The following is a 23,904-nucleotide window of genomic DNA, read 5'->3' as shown; positions in this document are numbered from 1 at the left end:
GGAGAATGAATGGCTAAAATGAGCGCTCCAGATGGGGTTGCCGTTTGGGTGAATGAAGACAGGTGTAAGGGTTGTGATATTTGCGTGTCGGTATGCCCTGCTGGGGTTCTTGGCATGGGGGTTGAAAAAGAAAGGGTGCTTGGAAAAGTGGCCAAAGTAGCCTATCCAGAGAGTTGTATTGGTTGCGTGCAATGCGAGTTGCACTGCCCGGATTTTGCGATTTATGTGGCTGACAGGAAGGATTTCAAATTCGCTAAAGTTTCTAAAGAAGCCCAAGAAAGAAGCGAAAAGGTTAAGGCCAATAAATACATGCTCTTAGAAGAGACTATTTTAGAAGGGAGAGGCAAGTAATGCGTGAGATTATTTCTGATGGGAATGAATTAGTCGCTAAAGCGGCGATTGAAGTGGGGTGTCGGTTTTTTGGGGGCTATCCTATCACGCCAAGCTCGGATATTATGCATGCGATGAGCGTGGCTTTACCCAAATGCGGCGGCCATTTTATCCAAATGGAAGATGAAATCAGTGGGATTAGCGTGTCTTTAGGGGCAAGCATGAGCGGGACGAAGTCTATGACAGCGAGCTCTGGTCCTGGTATTTCATTGAAAGTGGAGCAAATCGGTTATTCTTTCATGGCGGAAATCCCTTTAGTGATCGCTGATGTGATGCGTTCAGGCCCATCAACCGGAATGCCCACTCGTGTGGCTCAAGGCGATGTGAATTTCTTAAAACACCCCATACATGGGGATTTTAAAGCCGTTGCGCTCGCTCCTGCTAGTTTGGAAGAAGCTTACACAGAGACCGTTCGTGCGTTCAATTTGGCTGAAATGCTCATGACTCCTGTATTCTTGCTCATGGATGAAACCGTGGGGCATATGTATGGCAAGGTGCAAATCCCAGATTTAGAAGAAGTACAAAAGATGACTATTAATCGTAAGGAATTTCTAGGCGATAAAAAAGACTACAAACCTTATGGGGTCGCACAAGATGAGCCGGCTGTCTTAAACCCTTTCTTTAAAGGCTATCGCTACCATGTTTCAGGCTTGCATCATGGGCCTATTGGCTTTCCTACTGAAGACGCTAAAATCGGTGGGGATTTGATTGACAGATTATTTCATAAGATTGAATCCAAGCAAGACATTATCAACGAAAATGAGGAAATGGATTTAGAGGGTGCTGAAATTGTTATTATCGCTTATGGTTCGGTTTCTCTAGCAGTTAAAGAAGCCTTGAAAGATTACAATAAAGAGAGCAAGCAAAAAGTCGGCTTTTTCAGACCTAAAACCTTATGGCCAAGCCCGGCTAAACGCTTGAAGGAAATAGGGGATAAATACGAAAAAATCCTTGTGATTGAATTGAATAAAGGGCAGTATTTAGAAGAAATTGAAAGGGCTATGCAAAGAAAGGTGCATTTCTTGGGGCAAGCCAATGGGCGCACGATTTCGCCTAAACAAATCATCGCAAAATTGAAGGAGCTTTAAAATGGCGTTTAATTATGATGAATATTTGCGTGTGGATAAAATACCCACTTTGTGGTGTTGGGGCTGTGGCGATGGCGTGATTTTGAAATCCATTATCCGCACGATTGACGCTTTAGGTTGGAAAATGGATGATGTGTGTTTGGTGAGTGGGATTGGTTGCAGCGGGCGTATGAGTTCGTATGTGAATTGCAACACCGTTCATACCACGCATGGTAGGGCTGTAGCGTATGCGACAGGGATTAAATTAGCCAACCCTAGTAAGCATGTGATCGTGGTTTCTGGCGATGGCGATGGCTTTGCTATTGGAGGCAATCACACCATGCATGCATGCCGAAGAAACATTGATTTGAATTTTATTTTAGTGAATAATTTCATTTATGGTTTGACCAACTCTCAAACTTCGCCCACCACGCCTAATGGCATGTGGACGGTTACGGCTCAATGGGGGAATATTGATAACCAGTTTGACCCATGTGCTTTAACCACCGCTGCAGGGGCGAGTTTTGTGGCTAGAGAGAGCGTTTTAGACCCTCAAAAATTAGAAAAAGTGCTTAAAGAAGGTTTTACACACAAGGGCTTTAGCTTCTTTGATGTCCATAGTAATTGCCATATCAATTTAGGGCGTAAGAATAAAATGGGCGAAGCGTCTCAAATGCTAAAATGGATGGAAAGCCGATTAGTGAGCAAACGCCAATTTGAAGCCATGAGCCCTGAAGAAAGGGTGGATAAATTCCCTACAGGCGTTTTAAAGCATGACACGGACAGGAAAGAATATTGCGAAGCGTATCAAGAAATCATTGAAAAAGCACAAGGAAAACAATAATGGAAGCGCAATTACGATTTACGGGCGTTGGAGGGCAAGGCGTGCTGTTAGCGGGAGAAATTTTAGCTGAAGCGAAAATTGTGAGTGGGGGCTATGGCACTAAGACTTCCACCTACACTTCGCAAGTGCGTGGAGGGCCTACTAAAGTGGATATTTTGCTAGATAAAGATGAAATCATTTTCCCTTATGCTAAAGAGGGCGAGATTGATTTCATGCTTTCAGTCGCTCAAATCAGCTACAACCAGTTTAAAAGCGATATTAAAAAAGGCGGTATCGTTGTCATTGATCCCAATCTAGTAACCCCTACTAAAGAAGACGAAGAAAAGTATCAAATTTATAAAATCCCCATTATCAGCATCGCTAAAGATGAAGTGGGTAACATTATCACGCAATCTGTGGTAGCGTTAGCCATTACCGTGGAGCTGACTAAATGCGTAGAAGAAAATATCGTGCTAGACACCATGCTTAAAAAAGTCCCTGCAAAAGTCGCTGAAACGAACAAAAAAGCCTTTGAAATTGGCAAAAAACATGCTTTAGAAGCTTTGAAAAAATAAGGGGGTAACTCCTTATCTCATTTCTTTAGCTATAGCTTTTTCCCCTTTTCTTGTATTTTTGAAAAAAAAAAAAAAAAATGATATAATGCTCAAATTTTACAAAGGATTCTTGTATGTGCAAATTTTTGGATGGGGCAAAAAGTGAGATTTTAAAATACGATGTGATTTCTTTTGATATTTTTGATACCCTTCTTTTAAGACCTTTTATTAAACCCACAGATTTATTTTTGTATATTGAGACTAAATATGATATTAAAGGTTTTTGTCAAGCAAGGATTTTAGCAGAAATGCAATCTAGAGAAATCAGTAAAGAACAAGACATTACTCTAGATGAAATTTATCATCAAATTCCAAAAGAGTTTCATTCATATAAGGAAGTAGAAATTGCCACTGAAAAAGAGATGCTTATTCCAAACTTAGAGATGTTAGAACTCTATCGTTTCGCTAAAGAGAACAATAAGAGAGTGATTATTGTATCAGATATGTATTTACCTTTAGAGGTTCTTGAAGATATTTTAATTTCTAAGGGTTTTGATGGTTATACAAATTTTTATCTTAGTAGCCATATAATGCTTACTAAACATTCAAAGGATTTGTTTAAACATGTTTTAAAACAAGAAAATATTACTCACACACAAATGTTGCATATTGGTGATAATTCTTGGGCAGATGACGCTATGCCTAAAAGTTTAGGTATAGCAACGCTATTTAGAAAAAGCGTGTTGAGGCAATTTGAAGAAATTTTTCCTAAATACAAAATATTTAGTCCAACTAGTGTTGCACAAAGCTTTGTTTTAGGATCTTTATGCGTTTTTTATAAAAATTATATTCAAAAACATGAAAAATTTGATTATTGGTTTCTTTTGGGAGCGATGCAGGCAGGAATTGCAGCCGTTGCTTATTGCCAGTTTATCTATAAAGAAATTCATAAAAGAAATATTGATACTTTAGTGTTTGTTGCACGAGATGGTTATTTATTGCAAAAAATTTTTAATATTTTATATCCAAATTCATATAAAACTACTTATGTCTATGCTCCCAGAATTTTAAAAAAAGCGGTATTTTTAGAAGTCATAGAGAGCGAGAGTTTGGAAATTTTGCGTATTTTAGAAGGCGAAGAAGAAATTCAAAAGAAGCAAATCACCACTAACCAACAAGCATATATATATATAGTAACTTTGAACATTGCCGCCATTTAGCGTTAAAATGTTTAGATAATTACAGAAAATACTTGTCTTCATCAAATTTAGAGGGAAATATCGCTATTGTAGATACGATTACTTGGGGCTACTCTTCGCAAGAGTTAATACAAAAAGCTTTGAATAAAGAAGTTTTTGGATGCTATGTGGATCTCTTAAGAATTTTAAACCATGATTGCGTGAGTTTCTTACCTTTTTCACACCCTAAATCCATTTATTTTCATAATTGGGATTTTATGGAGTTTTTGCTAACAAGCCCTGAATACCCTATTTTAAATGTAGAAAATGGCGTTCCAATTTATCAAAAAGATGTTTCATCTTGCGAAAAACACCGCTCTAAAGCTTATGAAAAAATAGTAGAAGGGGCTGTTGGATATGTTTCATATTTTAAAGAAAGTCAAATTTTTTTAGACATTCATGATGTGATAAAATGGGTCAATTTCTTCATTGACCATCCTAGTATTCAAGATCAAGAGCAATTTAAACAAATTTATTTTCTTCCAGACGCAACGCATAAAAACGCTCTGCCCTTGTTTTGCAACGATGTTTCTTTGTTGTCTTGTATTTTAAAACCTTCACAAAGTTATGGCGTATTAAAAAGAAGTCTTAGGACAAACAAGCAAGAGAGGTTGTTTAAAATATTATCTCTAATTAAAAAAATCTATGGGAAGTTAAAAAAGAAATGATAAAATTGGCTCTGTTTAAATCAAATATGGATAAATAGGGCTTTCTCCCTTAATATAATTCTCTCAAAAGTTATCCACTAGATATTTTTTATTTATCAAATAATCCGTTTTTGAGTATAATCTTACGAAAATTTTAAGGAACGGCATGGAGTTTTTAGGACTGCTTTTGAGTCTAGCCGCTATTTTGATAGCGTTTAAAAAGCCTGAAAAAGAAAAGTGGGCGTTTGGGATTTTGATTGTGGTGTGGTTAGCGGAGCTTATCATTTTTATAGCCCACAGCTCTAGCGTTTTGCCTAACATGAATCTATAGGGGGATGCATGAATAAAGAAACCCGATTTTATAATCTTTTTTCTTTGGCGGTTTTAGGGATTTTAATCTTTCCTGTGGGTTTGGCGAATTTTTATTTTGGCTATATTTTGAAAGATTCGCCTTGTATTTTTTGCTGGGCACAACGCATCAACATGATTTTAATAGGGGCTGTGGCGCTTTTGGTGGTGCGCTTTGGGTTTAAGCCTAAATACATTGCCTTGTTATTACTTATGGCCAGTAGCGGGTTATATGAGAGCTTTTATCATACCGGTAGTCATGCTTTAGAAGATGTGGGGCAGGGCTTTGCGCTCGCTATTTTGGGATTGCACACGCAGTTTTGGGCACTTTTTGTCTTTTTTAGCGTGGTGGTGCTTTTAGCGGTTTTGCTCTTCTTTGCCCCTAATGCCCAACTTTTTAAAGATCGCTCATTAAACATGCTCCAAAAAAGCGCTTTTTATGTTTTCTTTATGGTGGTGGGTTCTAACGCCGTGCAAGCGTTTTTCTCTACCGGGCCTTTCCCTTACATAGGGCAAAGCGATCCGGTGCGTTTTTCTTGGAATTTGAAAGAATCGGTCTGGTCTATGGAGAATTGGAATCATTTGAAATTCCCAAGAAGCGTTTTGGGCAGAAGAGATGTGGGCGAGCCTTTGAAATTGAGCGCTTTGCCTAAAGATAATGATTATGAGCGTTCGCCTTTAGAAATTACAAAAACTCTAAAGATTGGAAAAAAAGAAGAGCTTTTTTTAAAACTGAATGGAGCGATCACGGATTTGAGTTTCAATGAAGACAAGGCGATCCTTACTACAGAAAACCAAGGCCTTTATCTTGTAAGTAACGATTTGAAAACCATTCATAGCCATATGGTGTTGGATAGCTATTATAGCGCGACGGTGGGGTCGTTCGTGGGGGCGGATTTTAACGAAGATGAAAACATTGTGATCATGGGCAATAATAAAACGAGCGTAGAAATCACTCCTAACAAAAACGCTAACGCGCTTAAAAACTTCCCTTATTTTTTAGAAGGGGCCAACTCTTTTGATGAAGTGGAACGCAGCCGCTTAAAAACTTCTAGGGCGAAAAACTATTATGTTAGCGCTGCAAGAAGAGGGGCTAAATTCACTTATCTGATCACCGCTCCTAACAAGCGCTATAAGGATTTGATTATTATCTCCATGCGTAATAGCGACAAACAGGTGCATGGGGAGTTTTTACTTGAACTGGGCAATGCCAAACTTAAAGAAAAAAGGGAACTGGGCGAGTTAGTTATCAGCGCGTTAGCTTTAAAGGATAATAAGCTTTATGCGTTCAGCAAGGAATTTAACACGCTTTTAGTCATAGATCCTATAAAAGAAGAGATTCTTGAAGTTTATGGCTTGCCAAAAGAGATTAAAAATATCAGCGCTTGTGGGTTTAGGGATAATGAGCTTATCCTTGTGAGCTATGAGAATGATAAAAATATCCTCTACACCCTTAATTTTTAAACTCTTTTAAAGCTACTTTTTTCTAATATATTAACGCATTAGAAGATGGTCGCTATTTTAGAATAGAGGAAAGTCCGGGCTACATTAGACAAAATTCCATCTAACGGATGGCTAGCGCAAGCTAAGGGAAAGTGCCACAGAAAGCAAACCGCCTTTTTAAGGTAAGGGTGAAAGGGTGGGGTAAGAGCCCACCAGAGCTAAAGCAATTTAGCTTGTTTGGGCAAACCCAATTTGTAGCAAGAAGCGCATGGTAAGTCTAAATTGATACACGCTTCGCTTGAGGAATATTGCAAAATATTTCCCAGATAAATGGCCATCCATTGACAGAACCCGGCTTATTCTAATGCTTAACTGCGTGTTGATTTTTTTAACAGAGTTTCAATCATTTTATTTTTTTTTATTTTTTTACCTAATTATTGTTTAAAACCTTAAAGATTTGTGTTACACTCTGTAAAATAAAAATCAAAGGGGATAGCGTGTTAGAAAAATCTTTTTTAAAAAGCAAGCAATTATTTTTATGCGGATTGGGTGTTTTGATGCTGCAAGCTTGCACTTGCCCAAACACTTCACAAAGGAATTCTTTCTTGCAAGATGTGCCTTATTGGATGTTGCAAAATCGCAGTCAGTATCTCACGCAAGGGGTGGATAGCTCGCACATTGTGGATGGTAAGACAACTGAAGAGATAGAAAAAATCGCTACCAAAAGAGCGACGATAAGAGTGGCGCAAAATATTGTGCATAAACTCAAAGAGGCTTACCTTTCTAAATCCAACCGCATCAAGCAAAAGATCACTAATGAAATGTTTATCCAAATGACACAGCCCATTTATGATAGCTTGATGAATGTGGATCGTTTAGGGATTTATATCAATCCTAACAATGAGGAAGTGTTTGCGTTAGTGCGTGCACGTGGTTTTGATAAGGACGCTTTGAGCGAAGGGTTGCATAAAATGGGCTTAGACAATCAAGCGGTGAGTATCCTTGTGGCTAAAGTGGAAGAAATCTTTAAAGATTCTGTCAATTACGGAGATATTAAAGTCCCTATAGCCATGTAGGCTTAGAACAACAAGCGTTCTTCGCTATCGTCTGTTCTTTTGGGGGTGGGGGTGATGGAATTGGGGGTTGAATAGTAGGGGATTTTATCCACAATTTCTTTACGCAAGCCTTTGGGGACATCAAACTTTCTTTTTAAAGAAGGTTCAATGCTTAGAATATTGCGCATGAAATACGAATACACAGGTGCACTCACAACGCTTCCTGTCGCTCCTTTGCTAATAGGCGTGTTATCGTCCCTCCCAAACCAGATCACGCTTTGCAAGGTGGGGGTAAAGCCAATGAACCAAGCGTCAATATTGTTGTTAGAAGTTCCGGTTTTACCGGCGACTTCTAAACCTTTAATGTGAGCCAAACTCCCTGTGCCGTTTTCTACCGCATTCATCAGCACTGAAAGGGTTAAAAAAGCCTGTTCTTTGGAGGTGATCTTTTTGGTTTCAATGGGCGTGAAAGTTTTGACATCGTTTTGTTGGTTGGTGATGCTTTCAATGAGCATGGGTTTGAGCATGGATCCGTAATTAGAAAATAGAGAATATTTTTCAGCCGCATCAATGGGTGAGATAGCAAAGCTCCCTAACACAATAGACAAGTCTTTAGGGAGATTTTTAAACCCCATATCGCTTAAAGATTGATAAATTTTTTCAAAGCCAAGCTGATCACTTAAATTGATCGTGGCTAGATTTAACGAATGGCTCAAGGCTTCTTGCAAGGTTACAAGCCCTAAAAATTTGCGAGTATAATTTCTAGGATGCCATGCGTGGTTTTGCGCGCTGTTTTTACTATAATTGCCATTTTCAAAGTTTCGCGCGGTATCAGGGATTTTGGAAGTCGTGGAATAGCCATTATCAAAAGCGATTTGATACACAAAAGGCTTGATCGCACTCCCAAATTGCCGTTTGGCTTGCGTGGCGCGATTGAAAGCGCTTTTTTTATAATCAATCCCCCCCACTAAAGCTAAAATCTTACCGGTGCTCGTGTCTGTAACTATCATGCTAGCGTTCAAGTTGTCTTCATCTTCATTAGAGGCGTTAGTTTTTGGCTTTTCTTTAGCGATTTTTTCTAAGATTTTTTGATGCCCAAAACGCAAGGACTCTAACGCTAAGCGTTGGTAATCCAAATCTATCGTAAGCTTTATGGTATAGCCTTGAGTTTTTAACCCGTCTAATTGATCCAATTGCTTCAACACTTCATCTACAACATAGGGGGCGATGTTTTGCGTGGAGGTTTGGTTATAAACAATTGGCACTTCATTGAGAGCGGATTTGAGCTCGCTAGAAGAAATCCAGCCTAAAGAATACAACCGCCTTAAAATATCATTAGCCCTAGAGAGTGAAAATTCTAAATTTTTGGTAGGGTCATAAAAACTTGGAGCCCTAGGCAAGGCGACTAACATGGTGATTTCTTTAAGCGTGAGTTTGTCAAGGGGTTTTTTAAAATACCCTAAACTTGCGGTTTTCACGCCATAATACCCATGCCCAAAAAAAGTTTGGTTCAAATAGCGCTCTAAAATTTCTTCTTTGCTTAAGACTTTTTCAATGCGTATGGAAATGATAGCTTCTTTGAGTTTTCTGGTTAGGGTTTTTTCTCGTGTGAGCACCATGTTTTTAACGAGTTGTTGGGTTAGGGTGCTACCCCCCTCGGTGTAACGACCGCTTTTAGCGTTTTTAATCATAGCGCGCATGATAGCGTCTAAATTGATCCCCCCATGTTCAAAAAAGAGGGTGTCTTCTACCGCTAAAAGGCTTTCAATAAATCGTGGGGGGATTTCTTCAAAACGCGCATAAAAACGGAATTCCTTATCATAGATATTAGCGATCAAACGCCCTTTTCGGTCTAAAATCTGTGAAGCGACGCTCGGACGATAATCTTTAATTTTAGCAATATCCTTATTTGTGCTCACCCAAACTTGAGCGATAAGAATGGCTAACAACCCTACGATAATTAAAAATAAAACGATAAAACCATAAAAAATCTTTTTTAGCATTAATCACTCTTAAAAGAAGATTGTATTTTAGAATAATTTAAAAGGGTGTTTGCAAGCTCTTTAGTGTCTTCTAAGCTGTTTTTGAGAGATAAAGAGATGCGTAAAAGGGGTTTAGAAACCGTAGGGGGGCGGATAGCTCCTACTAAAAACCCCCTTTCTTTCAAAAAATGATGGGCGTTTAAAAGAGCAAGATTGTTTTCAAATTCTAAAGTAAAAAATCCTGTGGGCGTTCTAATGCCTAAAGTTTCAAAAATAATCTGTTGGTGTTTGCTAAGCTCATTTTTTAATTCTTGTTTTTGCGCGATAAAGTATTCTAAATGGACCAAAGTTAAAGCGGTGTCTAACAGGCTTAAAGCGGTGGTGTAAATCACGCTTTTAGCGCGATTGGTTAAAAACTCTATGGTTTGTAAGGGGGCTAAAATACACGCCCCATAACTCGCAAGGGCTTTAGAAAAAGTGCTGAGCTTAATAATTTTGTCTTTTTCTTTGATGCGATAATATTCTAAAAAACCCAATAAATTCTCGCCGATAGTCCCAAAACTATGGGCTTCATCTACGATTAAAAAAGCGTTAGGAATCTCTTGAATGATTGCATAAAAATCATAAGGAGCGATGCTCGCATCCATAGAATAAACCCCCTCAATGGCGATGAATTTGATCTTATTTTTAGGGGCGTTAAAGAGTTTTTGTTGTAAATCTTTAGCGTCATTGTGCGAGAAAAAAACCACTTGATTAGACTTCGCTTTCGTGCTAAAAATCCCGCTTGCATGGTAGTGTTCGTCTATGAATAAGAGGGCGTTTTTGACTAAAAGGGTGTCTATTAAAGCCAGATTGCCCAAAAAACCACTCCCCACTAAAAGAGTGCTTTCAAACCCCAACAAATCCGCTAATCGCTCTTCTAACTCTGCATGCAAAGGGTGGTAGCCATTCACTAGCATGGAAGCTTTGGGGGAATGAGCGTCAAAAAATTGGAGCTTGTTAAAAGCGTTTTGAAGCAAATCTTTTTTAACGCTCAAACCCAAATAATCATTAGAAGCGTAATCCTTTAATAAAGGGTCAAACAACTCTCTTTTGCGGTATCGTTTGGCATGGTGTAAAGCTTCTAAGGATTTAGAAAACATAAAAACACTTCATTGAATGGAATCATTCGCCTTTTTGAATTTTTTCAATAATTTTATTGAGTTCGTCTTGTTTTTCGTAAAACATCTTATCAATATTTTCTTTGACATGTTTAGCGCTATCTTCCATTAAATGCACTTTATGCTCTAGGTATTTTGAATCGGTAATGTGGTCTTCTTGAACGGCTTTAACCAAATCATTAGCTTCAGCATGCACGCTCGCATGGTGGCTTTCTAAAGCTCTATAGCCTGAAGTGTTGGAAAAATTCTCTTTGCCTGCACCCTCATAATACCATTTGCCTAAGCGGCAATTCTTATGGCTGGTAATGTCAAAGGAGTTAAGGCCAAAAACCATGCCATAAAGATTGTTTTTAAAGACCACATGATCAAGTTTGGCTAGACCGCAAAACACCCGGTTATTGACATTGTAAATGGTGTACTTTGCCGCTTGCGCGACAATCATGTTGTTTTTCACGGTGGATTTAAGCTCTTCTACATCGCCCTTAATAGAGCCTACAATAGAATTAATATCGTGGGTGTTGGTTTGAATATCGTTCGCTTCTTGTTGCATGCTTTTAACCACAACAGCGATTTCTTTAGTGGCTTTTTGGGTTTTTTCAGCGAGTTTTCTCACCTCATCAGCCACCACCGCAAACCCTCTCCCATGCTCGCCCGCTCGTGCGGCCTCAATAGCGGCATTTAAGGCTAAGAGATTGGTTTGTTCTGCAATATCATCAATCAAAGAAATGACTTGAGTGATTTCATTGCTCCGTTGGTTGAGAGAGTCCGCTAATGAAGTGGCGTTTTGCATCTTTTCATAAAGCGACTCAATGTCTTGACTCGTTTTATTAACGGTTCCCAATCCTTCAGCAGAATGCTCTTCACCATTTTTAGCCGCATTTAAGAGCAAGCCGGTTTCTTGATGGAAATATTGCATGCTTTCTTGCGCGTTCTCTAAGCCCTCTTTTAAGCTCGCGCAAAAAGTCTTAAACAAATCGCTTTTATGGTATTCCCCAACACCCCCTATTTTTTTGGCTAGTGAAAAATACTGCACGCCATCAATATTTTGGCTTTTTAAAGAATAAGAAACCCCTTGCAAATCAACGCTCTCTGCATTTTCTTTAAAATGAACGCTTTGTTCTTCTAAATTGTTTAAGCTTGCAAGATTCCCGCTTTTAAAAACGACTTTATTATTTTTAATACCTACAAAACCTTCATGCAAGCACAAATTTAAAAGGCTTCGATAGAGATTGACTTCCTTTTTTAACTCCGTAATTTCAGAATCTTTTTGACTGATTTGAAGCTGTAACTGCTTATTCCCAAACATGGTGGCATTCCTTATTTAAATTTGAATCTTTTGAGATTATACCCAAAATTACCAAACATTTTAAGCGCTCGTTAGTATTGTTGCTTCAAATATAATTCAGAAAATAAGCCCTGTTTCTTTATAAGGGTTTCAAAGTTGCCCTGTTCTATAAGTTTGCCTTGATCTAAAACGATAATTTCATCAGCTTGCTTGACACTATTCATGCGGTGTGTAATAATTAAAGCCATCTTAGAACGCGATTTTTTAAAAATAAAATCCAAAAACTCTTTTTCTATAATGGGGTCAATAGTACTGCTTGGCTCATCTAAAACAACACAATGACTTGGTTTTAAAAAGGCTCTTATAGTGGCTATGCGTTGCTTTTGACCCAGAGAAAAATCTATCCCATTATACTGTGTTCCAAATAATGCGTTGCTATAATCATTAAGACAATTTTGAAAATTTTCATCAAAAGATTTTAGCATTTCTCTCTTTTGCTTTAATTGCTCTCTTGTGGGGTTGTTTTGCATGAAAAGATTATCATCAATGCTATACCCAGCATAAAGAGAAAAATCTTGGAATATGGCACTCATTTGTTGGTGGTAGCTGTTTAGCTCTAAATCCTGTAACGAGTATTTGTTATTGATAATAATTTGACCTGAATTTGGGATATAAAACCCTAGCAATAATTTAATCAGCGTGGTTTTTCCGCTAGCATTCTTGCCGACTAGTGCATAAATTTTATCAGAGTGTAAAGAGAGATTAAAGTTTTCAAAAATAAGTTTTGAATTAGGATAAGAGAAACTAATATTTTCAAATGTAATGCTATGGATTTTTTCTTCTAATTTGATTTGTGTTTCTGGTTTTGGCATTTTGTAATCTAAAATACAGAAATAATTTTCAAAGTATTTATTGATAGCAAAAAACCACTTTCCATAAAATGATAAATCTTGTAGTTGCTGTTGGGTAGAGCTAAATGCTTGGATATACCCAGCAATTGCTCCCACACCAATTAATTTTGAAAGGATAATAAAAACCATTAAGAAGAATAATGCGACACTTAGAGTGGTGATTAAAATATCAGCATATATGGTAAGCATTAAGTTTTTTTGGGCGATTTTCACAAAATGATTGATATATAATTCTTTGTTTTCAATAAATTTATGATGAAAATTTAGCATGAAGTTAAATAATAGGTTGTCCTTGTTCTTTTGGTTATCTAGTCCAGAATATAGATAATTTTGCATGCTCTCTTTTTTGTCTTGAAGCTTATCTATGGAAGCACCTTATCTATGGAAGCACTATGTTTTTTTGCTATATGATTGGAGATGAAAATACAAGGTACTGTTGCAAAAATCATTATAAAGGGTAGATAAATACTAATGGAAAATAATATTCCAAACAGACTTACAAGCCCTATAATGCGTTGCAAGTTAAAAAATAGATTACTGACATAATTTAGGGGACGGATGTATAGACCGTTATGGATAGCGTTAAGCTTGATAGTATGGTCTTTGTTTTCAAAAAAATTTAGATTTTTAACTTTTGTGAGTTTATTAGCAAGCTGAGTGATGATGTTTATAGAAAATTGTTCAGCAATAATGGTTTGCAAGCTTGATAAAATTCCTGAAAACACATGCGTTAAAAACAGCAAGGCCCCCCATAGTAGCAAAGTTGGTAATAGCAAGCTGTATTCAAAATGCGTATGATTTTGCAATAGGTCTACCACAATATCAATCAATCTTATCATAACAAGAATATTTAGAGATGGAATAATGCCGACAAATAGCACTGTAATTGATGCCAACACAACACATTTTGGTGAGCTTTTATAGAGTAAAACAAAAGTCCTTAATGGAATGTTTTTTATGGTATCCATTGGTGTTTGCATTCAATAAGATTTGGTATAAATTTTCTTTATTATAGCCCATTTTCATGCTCCTAATTTTGCTTTTAAAATAAAGCCCTTTAAAATTTCAAACTTTAACCGATTATAGTTCCAACCAAAAGCAAGGATGCCTTTGGGTTTTTTATAACAAGGAGTTACAACAATGGCTTTTCAGGTCAATACAAATATCAATGCGATGAATGCACATGTGCAATCCGCACTCACTCAAAACGCGCTTAAAACTTCATTGGAGAGGTTGAGTTCAGGTTTAAGGATTAATAAAGCGGCTGATGACGCATCAGGCATGACGGTGGCGGATTCTTTGCGTTCACAAGCGAGCAGTTTGGGTCAAGCGATTGCCAACACGAATGACGGCATGGGGATTATCCAGGTTGCGGATAAGGCTATGGATGAGCAGTTGAAAATCTTAGACACTGTTAAGGTTAAAGCGACTCAAGCGGCTCAAGATGGGCAAACTACAGAATCTCGTAAAGCGATTCAATCTGACATCGTTCGTTTGATTCAAGGTTTAGACAATATCGGTAACACAACTACTTATAACGGACAAGCGTTATTATCTGGTCAATTCACTAACAAAGAATTCCAAGTAGGGGCTTATTCTAACCAAAGTATTAAAGCTTCTATCGGCTCTACCACTTCCGATAAAATCGGTCAGGTTCGTATCGCTACAGGCGCGTTAATCACGGCTTCTGGGGATATTAGCTTGACTTTCAAACAAGTGGATGGCGTGAATGATGTGACTTTAGAGAGCGTGAAAGTCTCTAGTTCAGCAGGCACAGGGATCGGCGTGTTAGCGGAAGTGATTAACAAGAACTCTAACCGAACAGGGGTTAAAGCTTATGCGAGCGTTATCACCACGAGCGATGTGGCGGTCCAGTCAGGAAGTTTGAGTAATTTAACCTTAAATGGGATTCATTTGGGTAATATCGCAGACATTAAGAAAAATGACTCAGATGGGAGATTGGTCGCAGCGATCAATGCGGTTACTTCAGAAACCGGCGTGGAAGCTTATACCGATCAAAAAGGGCGCTTGAATTTGCGCAGTATAGATGGTCGTGGGATTGAAATCAAAACCGATAGCGTCAGTAACGGGCCTAGCGCTTTAACGATGGTTAATGGCGGTCAGGATTTAACAAAAGGCTCTACTAACTACGGAAGGCTTTCTCTCACACGATTAGACGCTAAGAGCATCAATGTGGTTTCAGCTTCTGACTCGCAGCATTTAGGCTTCACAGCGATTGGTTTTGGGGAATCTCAAGTGGCAGAAACCACGGTGAATTTGCGCGATGTTACCGGGAATTTTAACGCTAATGTCAAATCAGCGAGTGGCGCGAACTATAACGCCGTCATCGCTAGTGGTAATCAAAGCTTGGGATCTGGGGTTACAACCTTAAGAGGTGCGATGGTGGTGATTGATATTGCCGAGTCTGCGATGAAAATGTTGGATAAAGTCCGCTCTGATTTAGGTTCTGTGCAAAATCAAATGATTAGCACCGTGAATAACATCAGCATCACTCAAGTGAATGTTAAAGCCGCTGAATCTCAAATCAGGGATGTGGATTTTGCTGAAGAGAGCGCGAATTTCAATAAAAACAACATTTTGGCGCAATCAGGTAGCTATGCGATGAGTCAAGCCAATACCGTTCAACAAAATATCTTAAGGCTTTTAACTTAGTTTTAAGAAAGGTGTTTGTTGGGGCTAACGCTTTAAGCGTTGGCTTTTGGCTTTAATTTTTACTTCTTTTTTAATAGAATACTCTTTTTGATTCCTTTTTATTACAGGCGGTTGTTGTGTTGGATAGTTTTGAGATTTTAAAGGCTTTAAAGAGCTTGGGTTTATTGAAAAACGCCCCTGCTTGGTGGTGGCCTAACGCTTTGAAATTTGAAGCTCTATTAGGGGCGGTTTTAACGCAAAATACTAAATTTGAAGCCGTTTTGAAATCTTTAGAAAATCTAAAAAACGCTTTCATTTTAGAAGATGATGATGAAATTAATCTTAAAAAAATCGCTTATGTGGAGTTTTCAAGGCTTGCAGAGTGTGTCCGCCCTAGCGGGTTTTATAACCAAAAAGCCAAACGACTGATTGATTTGAGCAAGAATATTTTAAAAGACTTTCAAAGTTTTGAAAATTTTAAACAAGAAGTGACTAGGGAGTGGCTTTTAGATCAAAAGGGCATTGGCAAAGAAAGCGCGGATGCGATTTTATGCTATGTGTGCGCTAAAGAAGTGATGGTGGTGGATAAATACAGCTATCTTTTTTTAAAAAAATTAGGCATAGAGATAGAAGATTATGACGAATTGCAACATTTTTTTGAAAAAGGCGTTCAAGAGAATTTAAATTCCGCCTTAGCGCTTTATGAAAACGCCATTTCTTTAGCGCAACTTTATGCGAGATTCCATGGAAAGATTGTAGAATTTTCCAAACAAAAATGGGAATTAAAGCTTTGATTTTTAGATTTTTCTTAATCTTAAGCCTTTTAAAAGGCGTTTTACTGGCCAAAAAGGATGGGGATTTTTTCAAACCTTTAGAGCCTACTAAAAAATATTTTGGCTCTTTTAAAATCGGCTATCTTTACCAGCATGCAGAAACGACTAAAAGATCCCCCATCCGCCCTAAAAACCGCCCTCCTATTTTGATGGATAAAATTTATCATGACGCTTCTTTAGGCTTTCAGGCAGGGTTCGTTTTAAAAAAGAAAGCTTTATTAGGGGGGTATTTGGATGCTGGAATGGGCGATTCGTATTTCATGAGCGCTGGGTTTATGGCTGGGGTGAGGCTTTTTAAGGGGTGGGTTATCCCTAAAATCGCCTTAGGCTATCAGCTTCAAATTTTAGGGGCTAAGATTGATAAGTATCAATTCAATATCCAATCAGCGGTGGGGAGTGTGGGCTTGTTTTTCAATGCGGCTAAAAATTTTGGCTTGAGCATAGAAGCAAGGGGTGGTATCCCTTTTTATTTTATCCAAAGCAAATTTTCTAAAGCCTTTGGCACGCCACGATTGAATATCTACTCTATTGGTATCACTTTCACCTTTTATGATTTTACTAGATTTTTAGGGTAAAATATTCATTTTAAAAACTAACTATAGAGCATAGAGTATAAAAACCATAATTAGACAAACCTTTAAGGATTTATGATGATTTTCATTGATGCATGTTTTAGAAAGGAAACACCTTACACGCCCGTTTGGATGATGAGACAAGCAGGGCGTTACCTTAGCGAATACCAAGAGAGCCGTAAAAAAGCGGGGAGTTTCTTGGAATTGTGTAAAAATAGCGATTTAGCCACAGAAGTTACCCTACAGCCGGTAGAGATTTTAGGCGTGGATGCGGCCATTTTGTTTAGCGATATTTTAGTAGTGCCTTTGGAAATGGGCTTGAATTTGGAGTTTATCCCTAAAAAGGGGCCGCATTTTTTAGAGACTATTACGGATTTAAAAAGCGTGGAAAGCCTAAAAATAGGGGCTTATAAACAACTAAACTATGTCTATGATACGATTTCTCAAACGCGCCAAAAGCTTTCTAAAGAGAAAGCGTTAATCGGTTTTTGCGGATCGCCTTGGACTTTAGCGACTTACATGATAGAAGGCGAGGGGAGCAAATCGTATGCCAAAAGCAAGAAAATGCTTTACAGCGAGCCTGAAGTTTTAAAAGCGCTTTTAGAAAAATTAAGCCTTGAATTGATAGAGTATTTGAGCCTTCAAATCCAAGCAGGGGTCAATGCGGTGATGATTTTTGACTCATGGGCTAGCGCTTTAGAAAAAGAAGCGTATTTGGAATTCAGTTGGGATTATTTGAAAAAAATCTCTAAAGAGCTTAAAAAACGCTATGCGCATATCCCGGTTATCCTTTTCCCTAAAGGGATTGGTGCTTATTTGGACAGTATAGACGGGGAATTTGATGTGTTTGGCGTGGATTGGGGCACGCCTTTAACTGCGGCAAAAAAGATTTTAGGCGGTAAGTATGTTTTGCAAGGGAATTTAGAACCCACCCGCCTTTATGATAAAAACGCTTTAGAAGAAGGGGTTGAAACGATTCTAAAAGTCATGGGCAATCAAGGGCATATTTTTAATTTAGGGCATGGGATGCTGCCGGATTTACCCAGAGAAAATGCAAAATATTTAGTGCAATTAGTGCATGCTAAAACCAGACGATAGGGGGATTTGATGAAAACTATTATGATGAAAACTATTATAAGATATGTTAGTTTATGGGGCTTGTGTGCAGTTTTAATTCTAGCCCAAACCCCCTCTAAAACCCCAGATGAAATCAAGCAAATCCTTAACAATTACAGCCATAAGAATTTAAAGCTCATTGATCCGCCGACAAGTTCTTTAGAAGCAACACCGAGTTTTTTGCCCTCGCCCAAAGAAACAGCGACCACTATCAATCAAGAGATTGCTAAATACCATGAAAAAAGCGATAAAGCCGCTTTGGGGCTTTATGAATTGCTAAAGGGGGCTACCACTAATCTCAGTTTGCAAGCGCAAGAACTCAGTGTCAAGCAAGCGATGAAGAACCATACCATCGCCAAAGCGATGTTTTTACCCACCTTAAATACGAGTTATAATTTTAAGAATGAAAATAGGGATACTCCGCACTTTAAGCATTACAACACGCAACAACTCCAAGCTCAAGTCACATTGAATGTGTTTAATGGCTTTAGCGATGTGAATAATGTCAAAGAAAAGTCTGCGACTTACCGCTCCACTGTGGCTAATTTAGAATATAGCCGCCAAAGCGTGTATTTGCAAGTGGTGCAACAATATTATGAGTATTTTAATAATTTAGCTCGCATGATCGCTTTACAAAAGAAATTAGAGCAAATCAAAACAGACATTAAAAGGGTTACCAAACTCTATGACAAAGGGCTAACTACGATTGATGATTTGCAAAGCTTAAAAGCGCAAGGGAATTTGAGCGAATACGATATTTTAGACATGCAATTTGCTTTGGAGCAAAACCGCTTGACTTTAGAATACCTCACCAATCTCAGTGTGAAAAATTTGAAAAAGACTACGATTGATGTGCCTAATTTGCAATTAAGAGAAAGGCAGGATTTGGTTTCTTTAAGGGAGCAAATTTCCGCGCTTAGATACCAAAACAAGCAACTCAATTATTACCCCAAGATAGATGTGTTTGACTCATGGCTTTTTTGGATCCAAAAACCCGCTTACGCTTTGGGGAGTTTTGGGAACTTCTTCCCAGGTCAGCAAAATACGGCTGGGGTTACTGCGACTTTGAATATTTTTGATGATATAGGATTGAGCTTGCAAAAACAATCCATCATGCTAGGCCGATTAGCGAATGAAAAGAATTTAGCGTATAAAAAACTAGAACAAGAAAAAGACGAACAGCTTTACAGAAAGTCGCTTGATATTGCCAGAGCCAAGATTGAATCTTCAAAGGCTAGTTTGGATGCGGCTAATCTTTCTTTTGCCAATATTAAAAGGAAATACGACGCTAATTTAGTGGATTTCACCACCTATTTAAGGGGCTTAACCACGCGCTTTGATGCGGAAGTGGCTTATAATTTAGCGCTCAATAATTATGAAGTGCAAAAAGCCAATTACATTTTCAACAGCGGGCATAAAATAGATGACTATGTGCATTAAGGGAATAAAAATGATGCGAAAAATTTTAATAGGACTTTTTTTGAGTTTTTTGAATTTGGAAGCTGGCGAAAAAGTGTATGCGATTTTCAATGTGAAAGCGATACAAGATTCCAAACTCACCTTAGACAGCACAGGGATTGTGGATAGCATTAAGGTTACTGAGGGGAGCGTGGTCAAAAAGGGCGATGTTTTGTTGCTTTTGTATAATCAAGACAAACAGGCTCAAAGCGATTCTACCGAGCAACAACTCATTTTTGCTAAAAAGCAATACCAACGATACAGCAAAATTGGGGGCGCTGTGGATAAAAACACTCTAGAGAGTTATGAGTTCAATTACAGGCGTTTGGAATCGGATTACGCTTATTCTATTGCGGTATTGAATAAAACCATTCTAAGAGCCCCTTTTGATGGCGTAATAGCGAGTAAAAACATTCAGGTGGGCGAAGGGGTGAGCGCGAATAACACGGTGTTATTGAGACTAGTCAGCCATGCCAGGAAATTGGTTATTGAATTTGATTCTAAATACATTAATGCAGTCAAAGTGGGGGATACTTACACTTACTCCATAGATGGGGACTCCAATCAGCATGAAGCTAAAATCACCAAGATTTACCCCACGGTTGATGAAAACACCAGAAAAGTGAGTGCTGAAGCCCTTTTGTCTAAGCCTATGGCAGTGGGGCTTTTTGGCGATGGGTTTATCCAAACGAAATAATAGGATATTTTGATGTATAAAACAGCGATTAATCGTCCTATTACGACCTTGATGTTTGCTTTGGCGATTGTCTTTTTTGGGACTATGGGTTTTAAAAAATTGAGCGTGGCGCTTTTCCCTAAAATTGATCTGCCTACGGTGGTGGTTACTACGACTTATCCTGGGGCTAGCGCTGAAATCATAGAGAGTAAGGTAACCGATAAGATTGAAGAAGCGGTGATGGGGATTGATGGGATCAAAAAGGTTACTTCCACGAGCTCTAAAAATGTGAGTATTGTTGTCATTGAATTTGAGTTAGAAAAGCCTAATGAAGAAGCCTTAAACGATGTGGTTAATAAAATTTCTTCGGTGCGTTTTGATGATTCCAATATTAAAAAACCCTCTATCAATAAATTTGATACCGACAGCCAAGCCATTATTTCGTTATTCGTGAGTAGTTCAAGCGTGCCGGCTACAACCCTTAATGACTACGCCAAAAACACCATTAAACCCATGCTCCAAAAAATCAATGGGGTAGGGGGCGTGCAGCTCAACGGCTTTAGGGAGCGCCAGATTAGGATTTATGCGGATCCCACTTTGATGAATAAATACAACCTGACTTATGCGGATCTTTTCAGCACGCTTAAAGCGGAGAATGTGGAAATTGATGGGGGGCGCATTGTCAATAGCCAAAGGGAATTGTCTATTTTGATTAATGCGAATAGTTATAGCGTGGCGGATGTAGAAAAGATTCAAGTGGGTAATCATGTGCGTCTTGGCGATATTGCAAAGATTGAAATCGGTTTGGAAGAAGACAACACTTTTGCGAGCTTTAAAGACAAACCCGGTGTGATTTTAGAAATCCAAAAGATTGCCGGAGCGAATGAAATTGAAATCGTAGATAGGGTGTATGAAGCGTTAAAACACATTCAAGCCATTAGCCCCAGCTATGAAATCAAACCCTTTTTAGACACTACGAGCTATATCCGCACCTCTATTGAAGACGTGAAATTTGACTTGATTTTAGGAGCGATTTTAGCGGTTTTAGTGGTGTTTGCGTTCTTGCGTAACGGCACGATCACCCTTGTTTCAGCGATCTCTATCCCTATTTCTATCATGGGGACTTTTGCGCTCATCCAATGGATGGGCTTTTCATTAAACATGCTCACCATGGTGGCTTTAACGCTAGCGATAGGGATTATCATTGATGATGCGATCGTGGTGATTGAAAACATCCATAAAAAGCTAGAAATGGGCATGAGTAAACGAAAAGCAAGCTATGAGGGGGTGAGGGAGATTGGCTTTGCTCTAGTGGCGATTTCAGCGATGCTGCTCTCTGTTTTTGTGCCTATAGGGAACATGAAAGGCATTATCGGGCGCTTTTTCCAAAGCTTTGGGATCACGGTGGCTTTAGCGATCGCTCTCTCGTATGTGGTGGTCGTTACGATTATCCCCATGGTAAGCTCAGTCGTGGTCAATCCTAGGCATTCTCGTTTTTATGTGTGGAGTGAGCCTTTTTTTAAGGTTTTAGAGTCTCGTTATACCAAATTGCTCCAATGGGTATTAAACCACAAGCTCATCATCTTTATAGCGGTGGTTTTGGTGTTTGTGGGTTCGCTTTTTGTGGCTTCTAAATTGGGTATGGAGTTCATGCTGAAAGAAGATAGGGGGAGGTTTTTAGTGTGGCTTAAGGCTAAACCGGGCGTGAGTATAGATTACATGACGCAAAAGAGTAAGATCTTTCAAAAAGCGATTGAAAAGCATGCTGAGGTGGAATTTACCACCTTGCAAGTGGGTTATGGCACCTCGCAAAACCCTTTTAAGGCTAAGATTTTTGTGCAACTCAAACCTTTAAAAGAGCGTAAAAAAGAGCATGAATTAGGGCAATTTGAGTTGATGAGCGCTTTAAGGAAAGAATTAAAAAGCATGCCTGAAGCTAAAGATTTAGATACTATTAATCTTTCTGAAGTCGCTCTTTTAGGGGGCGGTGGGGATAGTTCGCCCTTCCAAACCTTTGTGTTTTCCCATTCTCAAGAAGCGGTGGATAAAAGCGTGGCGAATTTGAAAAAATTCTTATTAGAGAGCCCTGAATTAAAAGGCAAGATCGAAGGCTTCCATACGAGTACGAGCGAATCGCAACCGCAATTGCAACTGAAAATCTTAAGACAAAACGCCAACAAATACGGCGTGAGCGCTCAAACCATTGGCTCAGTGGTAAGCTCTGCTTTCTCTGGGACTTCTCAAGCGAGCGTGTTCAAAGAAGATGGTAAAGAATACGACATGATCATTAGAGTGCCTGATAACAAGCGCGTTTCTGTAGAAGACATCAAACGCTTGCAAGTGCGTAATAAATACGATAAATTGATGTTTTTAGACGCTTTAGTGGAAATCACAGAAACTAAAAGCCCGTCTAGTATTTCTCGCTATAACCGCCAACGCAGCGTTACGGTGCTCGCTCAGCCTAAAGCAGGTATCTCTTTAGGGGAAATTTTAACGCAAGTGAGTAAAAACACTAAAGAATGGCTGGTTGAAGGGGCGAATTACAGATTCACCGGTGAAGCGGATAACGCTAAAGAGACCAATGGGGAGTTTTTGATCGCTCTAGCGACAGCGTTTGTGTTGATTTATATGATTTTAGCGGCGTTGTATGAGTCCATTTTAGAGCCTTTTATCATCATGGTTACCATGCCTTTAAGCTTTTCAGGGGCGTTTTTTGCTCTAGGTTTAGTCCATCAGCCTTTGAGCATGTTCTCTATGATAGGCTTGATTTTGCTCATTGGTATGGTGGGTAAAAACGCCACGCTTTTAATTGATGTGGCGAATGAAGAGCGTAAAAAAGGTTTGAATATCCAAGAAGCCATTTTATTTGCCGGTAAAACCCGTTTAAGACCGATTTTAATGACAACCATTGCGATGGTTTGCGGCATGCTGCCTTTAGCGTTGGCGAGTGGGGATGGAGCGGCGATGAAATCCCCTATAGGGATTGCGATGAGTGGGGGCTTGATGATTTCTATGGTGTTAAGCTTACTGATTGTGCCGGTGTTTTATCGTTTGCTCGCTCCCATAGACGACAAAATCAAGCGGTTTTATCAAAACCAAAAAACTTTAGAATGAAAAAAATTGCTTTAATCTTGGCTTTATGGGTGGGCTTGTTAGGGGCGTTTGAGCCTAAAAAAAGCCATATTTATTTTGGGGCTATGGTGGGTTTGGCCCCTATTGAAATAACCCCAAAACCCGTTAGCGATTCTTCTTATACGGCTTTTTTATGGGGGGCTAAAGGGGGGTATCAATTCGCTTTTTTTAAAGCTCTAGTGCTAAGGGGTGAATTTTCTTACCTTATGGCGATAAAACCCACCGCATTGCACACGATTAACACTTCTTTATTGAGTTTAAATATTGATGTGTTAAGCGATTTTTACACTTACAAAAAATACAGCTTTGGGGTGTATGGGGGGCTTGGGATAGGGTATTTTTATCAAAGCAACCATTTAGGCATGAAAAATAGTTCGTTTATGGGTTATAACGGCTTGTTTAATGTGGGGCTTGGCAGCACGATTGATCACCACCACCGCGTAGAGCTTGGGGCTAAAATCCCTTTTTCAAACACCAGAAATTCTTTTAAAAATTCTTATTTTTTAGAGAGCGTTTTTATCCAGGCGGCTTATAGTTACGCTTTTTAAAGGGCGTGCTATCA

Annotated in this window: 18 protein-coding genes, 1 other RNA gene and 2 pseudogenes; 17 read left to right on the top strand and 4 right to left on the bottom strand. The window is 38.8% G+C overall.

Annotated elements, in window-relative coordinates; translation table 11 throughout:
- Positions 1-9: 9 nt before the first annotated feature.
- From QAP06_RS03540 to QAP06_RS03500, 9 genes and pseudogenes are all read left to right on the top strand, one after another.
- Positions 10-351, top strand: a complete 342-nt coding sequence (locus QAP06_RS03540) for a 4Fe-4S dicluster domain-containing protein (RefSeq protein ID WP_001096903.1) — start codon at positions 10-12, stop codon at positions 349-351.
- A complete protein-coding gene (locus tag QAP06_RS03535; RefSeq protein WP_120982105.1) occupies positions 351-1,478 on the top strand; it encodes a 2-oxoglutarate synthase subunit alpha in 1,128 nt (375 codons plus the stop codon). Before QAP06_RS03540 ends, QAP06_RS03535 begins: the two co-directional genes overlap by 1 nt.
- 1 nt (position 1,479) lies before the next feature.
- Positions 1,480-2,301 carry a 2-oxoglutarate ferredoxin oxidoreductase subunit beta gene (locus QAP06_RS03530; protein ID WP_000885307.1) on the top strand — a complete coding sequence of 274 codons (822 nt, stop codon included), beginning with the start codon at positions 1,480-1,482 and terminating at the stop codon, positions 2,299-2,301.
- The gene (locus QAP06_RS03525) at positions 2,301-2,855 is read left to right on the top strand and encodes a 2-oxoglutarate:acceptor oxidoreductase subunit OorC (RefSeq protein WP_000388015.1); all 555 of its coding nucleotides are present in this window, start codon (positions 2,301-2,303) and stop codon (positions 2,853-2,855) included. Before QAP06_RS03530 ends, QAP06_RS03525 begins: the two co-directional genes overlap by 1 nt.
- A 113-nt stretch (positions 2,856-2,968) precedes the next feature.
- Positions 2,969-4,740, top strand: a pseudogene (locus QAP06_RS03520) (HAD-IA family hydrolase).
- Positions 4,741-4,885: 145 nt separating this feature from the next.
- Positions 4,886-5,050 carry a hypothetical protein gene (locus QAP06_RS03515; protein ID WP_140565741.1) on the top strand — a complete coding sequence of 55 codons (165 nt, stop codon included), beginning with the start codon at positions 4,886-4,888 and terminating at the stop codon, positions 5,048-5,050.
- Positions 5,051-5,058: 8 nt separating this feature from the next.
- On the top strand, positions 5,059-6,531 hold the full coding sequence (locus tag QAP06_RS03510; RefSeq protein ID WP_286466999.1) for a disulfide bond formation protein B: 1,473 nt from the start codon (positions 5,059-5,061) through the stop codon (positions 6,529-6,531).
- 35 nt (positions 6,532-6,566) lie between these two features.
- An RNA gene (gene rnpB / locus QAP06_RS03505) (RNase P RNA component class A) lies at positions 6,567-6,882 on the top strand.
- A gap of 125 nt (positions 6,883-7,007) precedes the next feature.
- Positions 7,008-7,586 carry a tumor necrosis factor alpha-inducing protein gene (locus QAP06_RS03500; RefSeq protein ID WP_000890856.1) on the top strand — a complete coding sequence of 193 codons (579 nt, stop codon included), beginning with the start codon at positions 7,008-7,010 and terminating at the stop codon, positions 7,584-7,586.
- A gap of 2 nt (positions 7,587-7,588) precedes the next feature.
- Here the strand turns inward: QAP06_RS03500 and pbp1a are convergent, their stop codons facing one another.
- From pbp1a to QAP06_RS03480, 4 genes and pseudogenes are all read right to left on the bottom strand, one after another.
- Positions 7,589-9,568, bottom strand: a complete 1,980-nt coding sequence (pbp1a, locus tag QAP06_RS03495; protein ID WP_286466984.1) for a penicillin-binding protein 1A — start codon at positions 9,566-9,568, stop codon at positions 7,589-7,591.
- Positions 9,568-10,689, bottom strand: coding sequence for an aminotransferase class I/II-fold pyridoxal phosphate-dependent enzyme (locus tag QAP06_RS03490; RefSeq protein ID WP_140472313.1), 1,122 nt, complete (start codon positions 10,687-10,689; stop codon positions 9,568-9,570). The genes pbp1a and QAP06_RS03490 overlap by 1 nt, the downstream gene beginning before the upstream one ends.
- Before the next feature lie 22 nt (positions 10,690-10,711).
- The gene (gene tlpD / locus QAP06_RS03485) at positions 10,712-12,013 is read right to left on the bottom strand and encodes a chemotaxis chemoreceptor TlpD (RefSeq protein ID WP_286466976.1); all 1,302 of its coding nucleotides are present in this window, start codon (positions 12,011-12,013) and stop codon (positions 10,712-10,714) included.
- Positions 12,014-12,084: 71 nt separating this feature from the next.
- Positions 12,085-13,604, bottom strand: a pseudogene (locus tag QAP06_RS03480) (ATP-binding cassette domain-containing protein).
- 439 nt (positions 13,605-14,043) lie between these two features.
- On the opposite strand from QAP06_RS03480, the gene QAP06_RS03475 reads away from it, so the two are divergent.
- The 8 genes from QAP06_RS03475 (at position 14,044) to QAP06_RS03440 (ending at position 23,890) form a co-directional block, all read left to right on the top strand.
- Positions 14,044-15,576, top strand: coding sequence for a flagellin A (locus QAP06_RS03475; protein WP_000885496.1), 1,533 nt, complete (start codon positions 14,044-14,046; stop codon positions 15,574-15,576).
- Between the two features lie 116 nt (positions 15,577-15,692).
- Positions 15,693-16,349 carry a 3-methyladenine DNA glycosylase gene (locus QAP06_RS03470; RefSeq protein ID WP_286466975.1) on the top strand — a complete coding sequence of 219 codons (657 nt, stop codon included), beginning with the start codon at positions 15,693-15,695 and terminating at the stop codon, positions 16,347-16,349.
- Positions 16,346-16,963 carry a hypothetical protein gene (locus QAP06_RS03465; protein ID WP_162967938.1) on the top strand — a complete coding sequence of 206 codons (618 nt, stop codon included), beginning with the start codon at positions 16,346-16,348 and terminating at the stop codon, positions 16,961-16,963. Before QAP06_RS03470 ends, QAP06_RS03465 begins: the two co-directional genes overlap by 4 nt.
- A 75-nt stretch (positions 16,964-17,038) precedes the next feature.
- Positions 17,039-18,058 carry a uroporphyrinogen decarboxylase gene (gene hemE, locus QAP06_RS03460; RefSeq protein ID WP_286467467.1) on the top strand — a complete coding sequence of 340 codons (1,020 nt, stop codon included), beginning with the start codon at positions 17,039-17,041 and terminating at the stop codon, positions 18,056-18,058.
- Between the two features lie 24 nt (positions 18,059-18,082).
- Positions 18,083-19,516, top strand: coding sequence for an efflux RND transporter outer membrane subunit HefA (gene hefA, locus QAP06_RS03455; protein WP_286467459.1), 1,434 nt, complete (start codon positions 18,083-18,085; stop codon positions 19,514-19,516).
- A 10-nt stretch (positions 19,517-19,526) separates the two neighbouring features.
- Positions 19,527-20,231: an efflux RND transporter periplasmic adaptor subunit HefB gene (gene hefB / locus QAP06_RS03450; protein ID WP_286466971.1), complete on the top strand. Its 705-nt coding sequence runs from the start codon at positions 19,527-19,529 to the stop codon at positions 20,229-20,231.
- 12 nt (positions 20,232-20,243) lie between these two features.
- The gene (hefC, locus tag QAP06_RS03445; protein WP_286466967.1) at positions 20,244-23,324 is read left to right on the top strand and encodes an efflux RND transporter permease subunit HefC; all 3,081 of its coding nucleotides are present in this window, start codon (positions 20,244-20,246) and stop codon (positions 23,322-23,324) included.
- Positions 23,321-23,890, top strand: a complete 570-nt coding sequence (locus QAP06_RS03440) for an outer membrane beta-barrel protein (RefSeq protein WP_286466964.1) — start codon at positions 23,321-23,323, stop codon at positions 23,888-23,890. The genes hefC and QAP06_RS03440 overlap by 4 nt, the downstream gene beginning before the upstream one ends.
- The last annotated feature ends 14 nt before the right edge of the window (positions 23,891-23,904 follow it).

It is taken from the genome of Helicobacter pylori (assembly GCF_030323545.1).
In the GTDB taxonomy this organism is placed as follows: Bacteria; Campylobacterota; Campylobacteria; order Campylobacterales; family Helicobacteraceae; genus Helicobacter; species Helicobacter pylori_CO.
Note: the sequence above shows the minus strand (reverse complement) of the source record. Positions and strands in the feature narration are given on the sequence as shown.